The sequence below is a fragment of the Stenotrophomonas sp. ASS1 genome (assembly GCF_004346925.1).
Classification (GTDB): domain Bacteria; phylum Pseudomonadota; class Gammaproteobacteria; order Xanthomonadales; family Xanthomonadaceae; genus Stenotrophomonas; species Stenotrophomonas maltophilia_A.
In genome coordinates this window covers 2,127,102-2,139,852 of record NZ_CP031167.1, presented here as the reverse complement: position 1 = coordinate 2,139,852, position 12,751 = coordinate 2,127,102, and the positions used below count along the sequence as shown (strand labels likewise).

Sequence of the window (12,751 nt, the reverse complement as noted above, 5' to 3'; positions counted from 1 at the left end):
TTCAGCTAAGTTAAGGTGGACTCCCCTCACGGACCTCCAACGTGCCTGTGCGAGTTCTCATCGTCGACGATCACACCCTGGTCCGCGCCGGCCTGGCGCGGCTGCTGCAGGGGTTTGCCGACGTGCAGCTCGTCGCCGAGGCCAGCAATGCCGAGCAGGCACTGCAGCTGGCCCTGCAGCACGCCCCGGACGTGATCCTGATGGACCTGTCACTGCCCGGCCGCACCGGCCTGGAAGCCCTCAGCGACATCCGCCTGCGCGCCCCCGGCACGCGGGTGGTGATGATGACCATGCACGACGACGCCGCCCACGTGCGCGATGCACTCGATCGCGGTGCGGTCGGGTTCCTGGTCAAGGATGCCGCACCGCAGGAGCTTGAACTGGCGCTGCGTGCCGCGCACGCCGGCCAGGTGTTCCTGAGCCCGCAGATCTCCGCCAAGATGCTGGCACCGATGCTCGGTCGCGAGAAACCCACCGGCATCGCCGCACTGTCGCCGCGCCAGCGCGAGATCCTGCGCCGCATCGGCAAGGGCGAAAGCAACAAGGAAATCGCCGCCGACCTCGGCATCAGCGTCAAGACGGTGGAGACCCACCGCGCACGCATGATGGAGTCGCTGGGCTGTCGCCGCGCCAACGATCTGCTGCTGCTGGCCGCGCGCCACCAGCACGAGCTCGAGTGATCCTCCGCGAAGGAGGCCAGATCCGCACTGACGACGAATTCCCGTCACCCCGACACGCCCCGACAGGAATCCGTACACGGCGCAGCCCGCTTAACCCGGCACCAACACCGGAAATCAGCAACTTAGCGGCGATCATCGTCAACATTCCGCGACAATGTAGGGAATACCCCTACACCCTGTCAGGACATTCACGAAGCCCCTCAGGAACCCCCTGATTCCGCCCCCGCCGGATCAAAAGCAAGATGCGTTCCACAAGGCGCCGGGGAGCGGTGCCGGGGAACCACGATGAAGGCTGCACTCTCGGCCCAGCTGGGCCAACAACTTCACCTCACCCCGCAGTTGCTGCAGTCGATCCGGCTGCTGCAGCTCGATGGCCTGCACCTGGAACAGGAAATCCAGCGCCTGCTGGACTCCAACCCGCTGCTGGAGATCGAAGAGGCTGAAGCACCCACCGCCGAAGCCACCGAAGCGAGTGCCACCACGATGGACATCGCCGCCTTCGACGAGCTGCCCGAGTCGTCGATGTGGGACGTGGCCGGCGCCAGCTGGCAGGACGGCGACGACGACCGCATGGCGCGCATCGCCGCCGGCGAATCGAGCGACCCGCAGCTGCGCGTGCTGCAGCGCCTGTCGCTGGACATGGATGACCGCGAGCTGGCCGTGGCCGCCTTCTGGCTGGACCATTGCGATGAGGCAGGCTACCTGCAGGCACCGCTGGACCAGCTGCAGCTGCTGGCCAGCGCCCAGTTCGACATCGCCGCCGACGGCGTGGAAGCCATCCGTCAGCAGCTGCTGCATGGCGAACCGGCCGGCATGGCCGCTCAGGACCTGCGCGAAGGCCTGCAGGCCCAGCTGCGCAGCCTGCACGGCGTAGTCCCCGCCCGCCACCTGGCGGCACGCATTCTCGATGGCGCGCTCGACGCGCTGGCCGCGCACGACTACCCCGCCCTCGCTCGCCTGCACGACGCCGAGATCGACGACGTGCGCGAGGCGGTGCGCCTGATCCTCTCGCTGCAGCCGCGCCCGGGTGACAGCCTGCTGCCCGAACGCAATGCCGTGGTGGTGCCGGACGTGGTCGCCTGGCACGCCGACGACCAGTGGAAGGTGGCGCTGAATCCGGCGACCAGCCGCCGCGTCTCGATCAACAGCCAGTACGAACAGGCCCTGGCCGAGACCAGCGAGGCCGCACCGGCACTGCGCGAAATGCTGCAGGAAGCGCGCTGGTTCAGCCGCGGCCTGTCGATGCGCTACGACACCCTGCTGCGCACCGCGCGGGTGATCGTCGAGCGCCAGGCCGCGTTCCTGGTGCGTGGCGAGGAGGCCATGGCGCCGCTGACCCTGAAGGAAGTGGCCGAGGAAATCGGCATGCACGAGTCCACCGTCTCGCGCATCACCACCGGCAAGTTCCTGCAGACCCCGCGCGGCACCTTCGAACTGAAGCACTTCTTCGCCGTGCGCCTGGAAGGCGCCAGCGTCTCCGGCCAGGCCGTGAAGGCCATGGTCCGCCGCCTGATCGACGCCGAACCGGCCGGCCGCCCGCTGGCCGACGAGGCCATCGCCGGCCTGCTGTCGCGCCAGGGGGTGAACATTGCCCGCCGAACCGTCGCAAAATACCGAGAACAACTGGACATCGCCCCGGCCCGTGAACGGCGCCGGCTTGGCGCCAGGCAACCGCAGCTGGCCCGGGTGGGCTGAAAAGGATGTTGGACATGAACAAGCTCACGGTCCTGCTGGTCGATGACCACGAGGGCTTCATCAACGCGGCGATGCGCCATTTCCGCAAGATCGACTGGCTGCAGATCGTCGGCAGCGCCGGCAACGGCCTGGAAGCGATCGAGCGCTCGGAAACGCTGCGCCCGCAGGTGGTGCTGATGGACCTGGCGATGCCGGAAATGGGCGGCCTGCAGGCCACCCGCCTGATCAAGTCGCAGGACGATGCACCGTACATCGTGATCGCCAGCCACTTCGACGACGCCGAGCACCGCGAACACGCGCTGCGTGCCGGCGCCGACAATTTTGTCAGCAAGCTGTCCTACATCCAGGAAGTCATGCCGATCCTGGAAGGCCTCAGGGAGGATCGATCGTGAGCGAATCGCGCATCCTGGTGCTGGACAACGACGCCGTGCGCGCAGAGCGCACCGTTGCCCTGCTGGAATTCATGGACTTCAACCCGCGCTGGGTTTCCGACGCGGCCGACTTCGACCTGGGTCGCCAGCGCCAGAACGACTGGATGGCCGTGATCGTCGGCAGCCTGGACGACACCGCTGCCAGCACCGCGCTGTACAACTGGCTGGGCGGCAGCAGCCTGCCGCCGCCGGTACTGCTGGCCGACGGTGATGCCGCAGCCTTTGCCCATCAGCACGGCCTGCACGAAGCCAACATCTGGCCGCTGGAAACGCCGCTGCGCCATGCGCAGATGGAAGCCCTGCTGCGCCGCGCCAGCCTCAAGCGTCTGGACGCCGAGCACCAGGCCGGCGCCGCCCAGGACCAGGGCCCGACCGGCAATGGCCCGGCGGTGACCGAACTGCGCACCATGATCGAACAGGTGGCCGCATTCGATACCACCGTACTGGTGCTGGGCGAATCCGGTACCGGCAAGGAAGTGGTGTCGCGCGCCATCCATCAGCGCTCGCCGCGCCGCGACGGCCCGTTCGTGGCGATCAACTGCGGCGCCATTCCGGCCGACCTGCTGGAAAGCGAACTGTTCGGCCACGAAAAGGGTGCCTTCACCGGCGCACTGACCGCGCGCAAGGGCCGTTTCGAAATGGCCGAAGGCGGTACCCTGCTGCTCGACGAAATCGGCGACATGAGCCTGCCGATGCAGGTGAAGCTGCTGCGCGTGCTGCAGGAACGCAGTTTCGAGCGTGTCGGTGGTAACCAGACCATCCGCTGCAACGTACGCGTTGTGGCCGCGACCCATCGCGACCTGGAAACCCGTATTGCCGAAGGCAAGTTCCGCGAGGATCTGTTCTACCGCCTCAACGTGTTCCCGATCGACGTGCCCGCCCTGCGCGAGCGTCGCGAAGACCTGCCGGCACTGGTCGAAACCATTGCCGCGCAACTGGCCCGTACCGGCCGTGGCGAAGTGCGCTTCACTCCGGAAGCCCTGCAGGCCCTGGCCGGCTACGAGTGGCCGGGCAACGTGCGTGAGCTGACCAACCTGGTCGAGCGCCTTGCGGTGCTGCATCCGGGCGGCTCGGTGCGCGTGCAGGACCTGCCGGCCCGCTACCGTGGCGATGCGGCACTGGCAGCGGTGGCCGCACCGGCACCGGTACAGCCGACGGCGAGCGAAGAACGCCTGGACCTGCGCAGCTTCTCGTTCCACACCCCGGGCGGCGGCAGCCAACCGGCACTGGAGCACGGCATTGCCGTCAATCGCGCCGCAGCACCGGCGGCGCTACCCGATGAAGGCATGGACCTGCGCAACCACATGGCCAACATCGAACTGGGCCTGATCAACGAAGCACTGGAACGCACCCAGGGCGTCGTCGCCCACGCCGCCCAGCTGCTCGGCCTGCGCCGCACCACCCTGGTGGAAAAGCTGCGCAAGTACGGCATCGAACGCGAGCAGGCCGAACTGGCCGGCTGAACCGCGTTGCCAGCATGAAGGGGGCACGAACGCCTGGGCTTGCCCGGGCGTTGGTGTTTCCAGTACCTGGGGTCAGATCCCTTTCCTGCGGAAAGGGATCTGACCCCATTGCATTTGCACGTTTTCCTAAAGACATCACCGCCGCTGTGCGGAGCATGGCAAGGACATCCCAAGGAGCTCCGACCATGCATCGCCTCACCCTGCTCGCCGCCCTGCTCTGCCCGGCCCTGGCCACCGCCGCCGACTGCACCCTGCCCACCACGCTGGACCAACGCCAGTTCACCAACCTCAGCGACCCGCTGTACCAGCCAGATAATCCGAATGCCGGACGCATGGTCCAGCTCAGCTTCGCCGGCAACCAGTACGTGCTGGACATCCTCGGCACCGATCTGCGCATCGGCGGCAGCTACCGCTACCAGCGCCTGGCCCCGCACATCGCCGAGATCCAGATGACCGAAGCCCACCCGGCAGGCCCTGCCCGCTACACCCTGCTGCTGACCTGCCTGAGCGACCGCCAGGGCCGCTTCATCTACACCCAGCACGACGGCCCCATCGCACCGCGCCAGCGCCAGAATTCCGGCCGCTGGACCCTGCAGCCATAGGCCAGAAAACCGACGCCGGTTAAATGGCGCCTTCAATGGGGTCAGATCCCGTGCCGACCAAAGCGTGTCGACCAAGGTCGACACCCACCAAGAGCAGCGTGCCGACCAACGGTCGGCACCCACCATCAGCAGCAGGCTCCAACAGATCGCGGCCAACTGTCGAAGGCGGGGTGGGTCCGGTTGCGGGGGCGTGAGCCGCATGGACGCGGCGACCGAGCCTCCATGGACGGATTTACGGCGTCCCCCGCAACCGGACCCACCCCGCCATCCCACGGATAACCAGCTTCTGCCGTTGCTTCGGCTTCGGCTTCGGCTTCGGCCGTTGCTGCTGAGGTTGCCGGCCAGCGGCCGGCACTACCGCGGGGAGCGGGGTGCAACCCCGCACGCACACCCAACCTCCTCACTTCACTGAATCGAAAACCGGTTTCGGCACGGCACTTGCACCTGCTCCAGCAGACAACCCCATCCCCTGTTTCTGGAACCGTTGCAGATGTCCCACTCCGTCACTTCGATCCTTTCGCAGATCCGCTCCTATCAGACCCAGATGGGACAGCCGGCGCTCAACCCGCTGGGCGAAACGCCGCGCAGCAATGCCCTGCCGGGCACGGTGCTGGACGCACCGCAGGCCCAGCCGGCCAGCTTCACCGAAACCCTGCGTGGTGCGATTGCCGGCGTCAACGACGCGCAACAGAAATCCGGCGCCCTCGCCAAGGCCTTCGAAATGGGCGACCCCAGCGCCGACCTGGCCAAGGTGATGGTCGCCTCGCAGCAGTCCCAGATCGCCTTCCGCGCCACCGTGGAAGTCCGCAACCGTCTCGTCCAGGCTTACCAGGACGTGATGAACATGCCGCTGTAAGGAACGTTGACGCATGGCACTGACGCTCTCCAAGGACAGCCTGAACGCCGAGAAGGCCGGGCAATGGTTCGACCGCCTGCAGAGTCTGCAGATCACCCGTCGGCTGGGCCTGATGGCGATGATCGCGGTGGCGGTGGCGGCAGGCCTGTCCGTGTTCTTCTGGTCGCAGAAGCCCGGCATGGTCCCGCTGTATACCGGCCTGGACCAGAAGGCCACCGCTGAAGCGACCGACCTGCTGCGCGCCGCGCAGATCCCGTTCGCGCTCGACCCGGCCACCGGTGGCATCACCGTGCCGGAAAAGAACCTGCACGACGCCCGCCTGAAGCTGGCCGGCTCCGGCCTGACCGACAGCGGCAAGCTCGGCTTCGAGCTGATGGAGCGCGACCCGGGATTCGGCGTCAGCCAGTTCGTGGAAAGCGCGCGCTACCAGCATGCGTTGGAAACCGAGCTGTCGCGCACCATCAACACGCTGCGCCCGGTGCGCGATTCGCGCGTGCACCTGGCTATTCCCAAGCCCAGCGCCTTCACCCGGCAGCGTGACGTGGCCAGCGCCTCGGTCACCCTGGAACTGCGTGGCGGCCAGCAGCTGGAACGCAGCCAGGTCGACGCCATCGTGCACATGGTCGCGGCCAGCATTCCGGACCTCGCTCCGGAACGGGTGACGGTGGTCGACCAGAGCGGGCGCATGCTCAGCATCACCGACCCGAACAGCGAGGCGGCGGTCAATGCGGCCCAGTTCGAGCAGGTCCGCCGCCAGGAAACCTCGTTCAACCAGCGCATCCGCGAGCTGCTGGAGCCGATGACCGGTCCTGGCCGCGTCAATCCGGAAGTGAGCGTGGACATGGACTTCTCGGTGACCGAGGAAGCCCGTGAGCTCTACAACGGTGAACCGCAGAAGCTGCGCAGCGAGCAGATGAGCGAGAACACCACCAGCACCCCGGGCCCGCAGGGCGTGCCGGGCGCGACCAGCAACAGCCCGCCGGGCCAGCAGGCCGCACCGGCCACTGCGCAGGCCCCGACCGAAAGCAGCAAGAACGCGACCCGCAACTACGAGCTGGACCGCACCCTGCAGCACACCCGCCAGCCGGCCGGCCGCATCAAGCGCGTCTCGGTGGCGGTGCTGGTGGACAACGTCCCGCGCGCCGGTGCCAACGGCAAGATGAGCCCGCAGCCGCTGTCGGCCGCCGAACTGACCCGCGTCGAGGCGCTGGTCAAGCAGGCCGTCGGCTTCAACGCCGAGCGTGGCGACACCGTGTCGGTGATGAATGCCCCGTTCGTGCGTGACACCACGCCGGTCGAAGGCCCGGCATGGTGGGAGCTGCCGTGGGTGCACGACGCCGGTCGCATGCTGCTGGGTGCCGTGGTAGTGCTGGCATTGCTGTTCGGTGTGCTGCGCCCTGCACTGCGCGCGATCACCGGCCAGAACAAGAAGAACGACGAACAGGCACTGGAGCCGCATACCGCGGACGTGCAGCTGGTCGATGACGATGGCATGCCGCTGCCGGCGCTGGGCGCCGACCGGGCCAGCCTGGGCGGGCCGGATGCATTGGCCCTGCCGGTGGATTCATATGAGGAACGACTGCGGATGGCGCGTGAAGCCGTGAAGACCGACTCCAAGCGCGTGGCCCAGGTGGTCAAGGGCTGGGTGGCCAATGACTGAGGCCGCACTGACTGGCGTGCAGCGCGCCGCCGTACTGCTGCTTTCGCTGGGTGAGCTGGATGCGGCCGAAGTGCTGCGTCACATGGAACCCAAGGAAGTGCAGAAAATCGGCATCGCCATGGCCACCATGACCGACATCACCCGCGAACAGGTGGAACGGGTGATGGACCAGTTCGGCCAGGAGCTGGGCTCGAAGACCTCGCTGGGCGTGGGCTCGGACGATTACATCCGCAACATGCTGGTGCAGGCACTGGGCAGCGAGAAGGCCGGCAACCTGATCGACCGCATCCTGCTCGGCCGCAACACCACCGGCCTGGACGCGCTGAAGTGGATGGACCCGCGTGCGGTGGCTGACCTGGTGCGCAACGAGCACCCGCAGATCATCGCCATCGTGATGGCGCACCTGGAGACCGACCAGGCCGCCGACGCGCTGAAGCTGCTGCCCGACCGTACCCGCGTGGACGTGCTGCTGCGCATCGCCACCCTCGACGGCATTCCGCCGAACGCACTCAATGAACTCAACGAGATCATGGAGCGCCAGTTCGCCGGCAACCAGAACCTGAAGTCGTCCAACATTGGCGGCGTGCAGTGCGCGGCCAACATCCTGAACTTCATGGACAGCGGCCAGGACCAGGCGATTCTGGGCGAGATCGCCCGCATCGATGCGCCGTTGAGCAACCGCATCCAGGACCTGATGTTCGTGTTTGACGACCTGGTAGACCTGGACGACCGCGAAATGCAGCTGGTGCTGCGCGAAGTGAGCGGCGAGCGCCTGGGCCTGGCCCTGCGCGGTGCCGACATCAAGGTGCGCGACAAGATCACCCGCAACATGTCGCAGCGCGCGGCCGAAATCCTGCTGGAAGACATGGAAGCCCGCGGCCCGGTGCGCCTGTCCGACGTGGAAGGCGCGCAGCGCGAGATCCTGGCCATCGTCAAGCGCATGGCCGATGAAGGCACGGTCACCATCGGTGGCAGCGCGGAGGCCATGCTGTGAGCAACGTCGTGCGCTGGCTTGCCCCGGACCTTCTGGCCCAGCCCGAACCGGTGCTGGATCAGGAGGATGCGTTCGAACTCACCGAGCCGGACCCGGAACACGAGCCGGAGCCGCCGCTGCAGCTGCCGACCCTGGAGGAAATCCAGGCGATCCAGGACAGCGCAGAGAAGGAAGGCTTCCAGCACGGCCATACCGAAGGCTACGGCCAGGGCCAGGCGGAGGTGCGTCGCCTCGCCGCGCAGATCGAAGGCATCCTCGACAACTTCAGCCGACCGCTGGTGCGGCTGGAGAACGAAGTGGTCGGCGCACTGGGCGAGCTGGCGGTACGCATCGCCGGTGCGCTGGTCGGCCGCGCCTATGAAGCCGACCCGGCACTGCTGGCACAGCTGGTCGGTGAGGCCATCGACGCGGTGGGTGGCAGCACCCGCGAGGTCGAAGTGCGCCTGCACCCGGACGACATCGCCGCCCTCGCCCCGCTGTTGAGCCTGCCGCCACAACAGCGCCTGGTGCCAGACACCAGCCTCAGCCGCGGCGATCTTCGCGTGCACGCCGAAGCCGTGCGCATCGACGGCACCCTGGAAGCCCGCCTGCGCGGCGCGCTGGACGCGGTGATCCGCCAGACCGGAGCCAATGCATGAACCCCGATCAGCAGCCGACGCCGCCACCGGCCGACTGGGCCATGGCCCGCAACCTGCGCCTGGCCCGTCGCCTCGATGGCCTGCGTGTGGATACCGCCCATGGCCGCGGCCTGATCCGCGAAGGCGTACTGCGCCGCGCGGTCGGCCTGACCCTGGAAGCCGTCGGCTGCGAGGCGCCGCTGGGCGCCAGCTGCAAGGTGGAAGTGGTTGATGGTGGCTGGGTCGATGCCGAAGTGGTCGGCTTCGCCGGCGAGCGCACCTACCTGATGCCCAGCGCAGAGCTGCATGGCCTGTTGCCCAATGCGCGGGTGGTGCCATCGGCGCGCCGCGGTGGCGTGGAAGTGGGCGAAGGCCTGCTTGGCCGCGTCATCGACAGCGACGGCGTGCCGCTGGACGGCAAGGGCCCGATCCGCGCAGAAGGCCACGTCGGCATGGCCGGCGTGTCGATCAATCCGCTGGCGCGCGAACCCATTACCCAGCCGCTGGACGTGGGCGTGCGCGCGATCAATGCGCTGCTGCCGATCGGCCGCGGCCAGCGCGTCGGCCTGTTCGCCGGTTCCGGCGTCGGCAAGTCGACGCTGCTGGGCATGATGACCCGCTACACCGCTGCCGACGTGATCGTGGTCGGCCTGATCGGTGAACGTGGCCGCGAAGTGCGCGATTTCGTCGAGACCACGCTGGGCGAAGAAGGCCTGCGCCGCGCCGTGGTGGTCGCCAGCCCCGCCGACCGTCCGCCGCTGGCGCGCCTGCACGGCGCCTACCGTGCCACCGCCATCGCCGAGTGGTTCCGCGACCAGGGCCTGAACGTGCTGTTGCTGATGGACTCGCTGACCCGCTTCGCCCAGGCCCAGCGCGAGATCGGCCTGTCGGTGGGCGAACCGCCGACCACCCGCGGCTATCCGCCGTCGGTGTTCGCCAAGCTGCCGGCGCTGGTCGAGCGTGCCGGCAATGGTGCCAAGGGCCGTGGCTCGATCACTGCGTTCTACACGGTGCTGACCGAAGGCGACGATCCGCAGGATCCAATCGCCGATGCAGCGCGCGCGATCCTCGACGGCCACATCCTGCTGTCGCGGCGCGTGGCCGACAGTGGCCTGTACCCGGCCATCGACGTTGAATCGTCGGTCAGCCGCGTGGTCACGGAAATCGCCGACGAGCCGTGGCGCCTGCGCATCCGCAAGCTGAAGCGGCTGGTCTCGGCCTATTCGGCCAACCGCGACCTGATCGCCATCGGTGCCTACCAGCGCGGCAACGACGCGGCCACCGACGAAGCCCTGGAACGCTGGCCGGAAATCATGGAGTTCCTCGGCCAGGACGTCGCCAAGGCCGCAGATCTCCCGCACAGCCAGGCGGCACTGCAGCGCCTGGTGGAACAAGAGAGTTAAGCCATGAACCAGTCCAAGCGCATCGATCCCCTGCTCAAGCGGGCCCAGGAACACGAGGACGCAGTCGCCCGCGATCTGGCCGAACGCCAGCGCGTGCTCGATACCCATCTATCGCGACTGGACGAACTGCGCCGCTATGCCGAGGAATATGCGAACGCGCAGATGGCAGCGACCAGCCCGGCGCAGCTGCTGAACCGGCGCGCCTTCCTCGACCGTCTCGACAGTGCGGTGGAGCAGCAGCAGGCCACGGTCAACGGCAACCGCGAAAAAGTGGAAGCCGAGCGCGCCCGCCTGATCCTGGCCAGCCGTGACAAAGCTGTGCTGGAACAGCTGGCCGCCAGCTACCGCGCACAGGAAAAGGTGGTGACGGACCGCCGCGACCAGCGCGAGATGGACGACATTGGCGCGCGTCGCGCCCGCCTGGTACAGGCCGAAGATCAGGACGGCGCCGAGCAGGGAGGCCGCTCGTGATGCCCGCGCCATTGGCCAGCAGCGCCAACGCGCAGCCACCGCATTCCGGCAGCAGCGCACCACGCGCGCCACGCGGTGATGGCAACAAGGGGTTCAGCCAACTGCTGCAGGGTGGCTCGCCGGGTGCCGATGCATCCTCGAAACCCTCGAACTCGCCCATGCCGTCCACGCAGGGACCGGCATCGGACAGCACTGGCCAAGCCGGCGCCGAGCGCAGGCCGGACAGCACTGCCGTCCCCGAAGAGACCGCCGCCACGGTGCCCACAGCACCGGCCAAGCCGGTTGCCGAGAAGGACACCCCGGCGGCGACCGAGGAAGCCCCGTGGCCGCCACTCGGCCTGGCCGGGCTGGTGCTGGCGGTACCGGCGCCTGCCGATCCTGTCGCCGCTCTGCCAGCAATGGCTGCAACGGCTACCGACGCAGACGGCAACGCACTACCCGCCCCCGCCGCACTGCCGGCCGTCGCAGCCCTGCCATCCACAGCGGCGGCTGCCACATCGTCCACCACCAGCAGCGGCACCGACCAGACAGCCACGCTGCCGTTGTCTGAACTGGTGCTGCCCGGCAAGCGCAATGAACGTGGCGAAGACAGCGACGCACCCCTCATCGGCGACCGTGCCGCAGCGCCGCTGCTGCATGCGCCGGGCAATGCGGCCGCGCAGGATCTGAAGGCCGCGCTGGCCACCGGCAATGCCATCTTCAATGGCGAGCCGACGCCGAAGCCGGTGCTCGGTGACGATGGTTTCGACCAGGCCATCGGCGCGCGCCTGGGCTGGCTGGCCGACCAGAAGATCGGCCACGCCCACATCCGGTTGAGCCCGGACGACATGGGCCCGGTCGATGTGCGCCTGCAGTTGAACGGCGACAAGGTGCATGCCAGCTTCAGCAGCCCACACGTGGATGTGCGCCAGGCACTGGAAAGCAGCCTGCCGCGCCTGCGCGAACTCCTCGGCGAACAAGGCTTCCAGCTGGCTCATGCTGATGTTGGTCATCAGGCGCCTGGTGGTGACGGCAATGCGTCAGGCCAGGCCAGTAGCGGCGGCATCGCGGGTGACGGAGAACCGTCGCCGGGCGAGGCCAGCGTGTCGTCCGCGCAGTTGATCCGCCAGCGCGGGTTGCTGGACGCATACGCCTGACAAGCGTGCCAACCAAGGTTGGCACCCACCAGAGCGGGACGGTTGGCACCCACCAGGGCACCGGGGCAATAGAGCAGCAGCTACCCGTATCGCGTTGGTGGGTGCGGAGCTTGCTCCGCACGGCCCCACCGGCACCCCGACGGAATTCCGTCGCACCCCTCTGCCCCGGCTCCGGCACACCCCTTGCATATCCCGGTGAAGCAACCCTCAGGAGCTTCACCCCGTGGCCGCAGCCGCTGACAAAACCAAGAAGACCGCCGAGAAGGACAAGGCCGCCAAGCCGCGCAGTCCGATCCTGATCACCGCATTGGTGGCTGTGCTCGCCGCCTCTGCCGCCGGTGGCGGCGTCTGGTTCTTCACCCAGTCCAAGCACGAAGAGAAGACCGCGCAGGCCCCGAAGAAGGCCAGTACTCCGGCACCGGCGCAGTACTTCGCCCTGGACCCGGCCTTCGTGGTCAATCTCAACGGCCCGGTCGACGGCCCGCGCTACCTGCAGCTGGAAGTGCAGCTGATGACCCGCGATCCGGCCGCACTGGAAGCGATCAAGACGCATGCGCCAGCCATTCGCGCACGCCTGCTGATGCTGTTCTCGCAGGTCAGCCCCGACCAGATCGCCGACATCGCCGGCAAGCAGAAGCTGCAGGCCGCTTCGCTGGCCGAAGTGCAGAAAGTGCTCAAGGCCGAGACCGGCAGCAGCGGCGCCGACGATCTGCTGTTCACCAGCTTCGTGACCCAGTAAGGGC

The 12,751-nt window shown here is 67.9% G+C and carries 13 protein-coding genes; all 13 read left to right on the top strand.

Translation table 11 applies throughout. The features are described from left to right. The first annotated feature begins 47 nt into the window (after window positions 1–47). The gene (locus MG068_RS10090) at window positions 48–680 is read left to right on the top strand and encodes a response regulator (protein WP_032970105.1); all 633 of its coding nucleotides are present in this window, start codon (window positions 48–50) and stop codon (window positions 678–680) included. Between the two features lie 285 nt (window positions 681–965). After that, window positions 966–2,375, top strand: a complete 1,410-nt coding sequence (gene rpoN, locus MG068_RS10085) for an RNA polymerase factor sigma-54 (protein WP_132810058.1) — start codon at window positions 966–968, stop codon at window positions 2,373–2,375. 14 nt (window positions 2,376–2,389) lie between these two features. Continuing rightward, window positions 2,390–2,767: a response regulator gene (locus MG068_RS10080; protein WP_010485922.1), complete on the top strand. Its 378-nt coding sequence runs from the start codon at window positions 2,390–2,392 to the stop codon at window positions 2,765–2,767. Beyond that, window positions 2,764–4,269 (top strand): sigma-54 dependent transcriptional regulator, encoded by a 1,506-nt coding sequence (locus MG068_RS10075; protein ID WP_132810057.1) that lies wholly within the window; start codon window positions 2,764–2,766, stop codon window positions 4,267–4,269. The genes MG068_RS10080 and MG068_RS10075 overlap by 4 nt, the downstream gene beginning before the upstream one ends. Before the next feature lie 185 nt (window positions 4,270–4,454). After that, window positions 4,455–4,871 (top strand): hypothetical protein, encoded by a 417-nt coding sequence (locus MG068_RS10070; RefSeq protein ID WP_132810056.1) that lies wholly within the window; start codon window positions 4,455–4,457, stop codon window positions 4,869–4,871. Between the two features lie 490 nt (window positions 4,872–5,361). After that, a complete protein-coding gene (gene fliE, locus MG068_RS10060) occupies window positions 5,362–5,727 on the top strand; it encodes a flagellar hook-basal body complex protein FliE (protein ID WP_005409552.1) in 366 nt (121 codons plus the stop codon). Between the two features lie 13 nt (window positions 5,728–5,740). Further along, complete coding sequence (gene fliF, locus MG068_RS10055) at window positions 5,741–7,387, top strand: flagellar basal-body MS-ring/collar protein FliF (RefSeq protein WP_132810055.1); 1,647 nt, start codon at window positions 5,741–5,743, stop codon at window positions 7,385–7,387. A gap of 7 nt (window positions 7,388–7,394) precedes the next feature. Continuing rightward, window positions 7,395–8,381, top strand: a complete 987-nt coding sequence (gene fliG, locus MG068_RS10050) for a flagellar motor switch protein FliG (protein WP_024958226.1) — start codon at window positions 7,395–7,397, stop codon at window positions 8,379–8,381. Continuing rightward, window positions 8,378–9,019: a FliH/SctL family protein gene (locus MG068_RS10045; protein WP_099479183.1), complete on the top strand. Its 642-nt coding sequence runs from the start codon at window positions 8,378–8,380 to the stop codon at window positions 9,017–9,019. The genes fliG and MG068_RS10045 overlap by 4 nt, the downstream gene beginning before the upstream one ends. Next, on the top strand, window positions 9,016–10,401 hold the full coding sequence (locus MG068_RS10040; protein WP_032129207.1) for a FliI/YscN family ATPase: 1,386 nt from the start codon (window positions 9,016–9,018) through the stop codon (window positions 10,399–10,401). The genes MG068_RS10045 and MG068_RS10040 overlap by 4 nt, the downstream gene beginning before the upstream one ends. Window positions 10,402–10,404: 3 nt before the next feature. After that, complete coding sequence (fliJ, locus tag MG068_RS10035) at window positions 10,405–10,872, top strand: flagellar export protein FliJ (protein ID WP_005416437.1); 468 nt, start codon at window positions 10,405–10,407, stop codon at window positions 10,870–10,872. Beyond that, window positions 10,872–12,008, top strand: a complete 1,137-nt coding sequence (locus MG068_RS10030) for a flagellar hook-length control protein FliK (RefSeq protein ID WP_132810054.1) — start codon at window positions 10,872–10,874, stop codon at window positions 12,006–12,008. Before fliJ ends, MG068_RS10030 begins: the two co-directional genes overlap by 1 nt. Window positions 12,009–12,231: 223 nt before the next feature. Then, window positions 12,232–12,747, top strand: a complete 516-nt coding sequence (locus MG068_RS10025) for a flagellar basal body-associated FliL family protein (RefSeq protein ID WP_132810053.1) — start codon at window positions 12,232–12,234, stop codon at window positions 12,745–12,747. The last annotated feature ends 4 nt before the right edge of the window (window positions 12,748–12,751 follow it).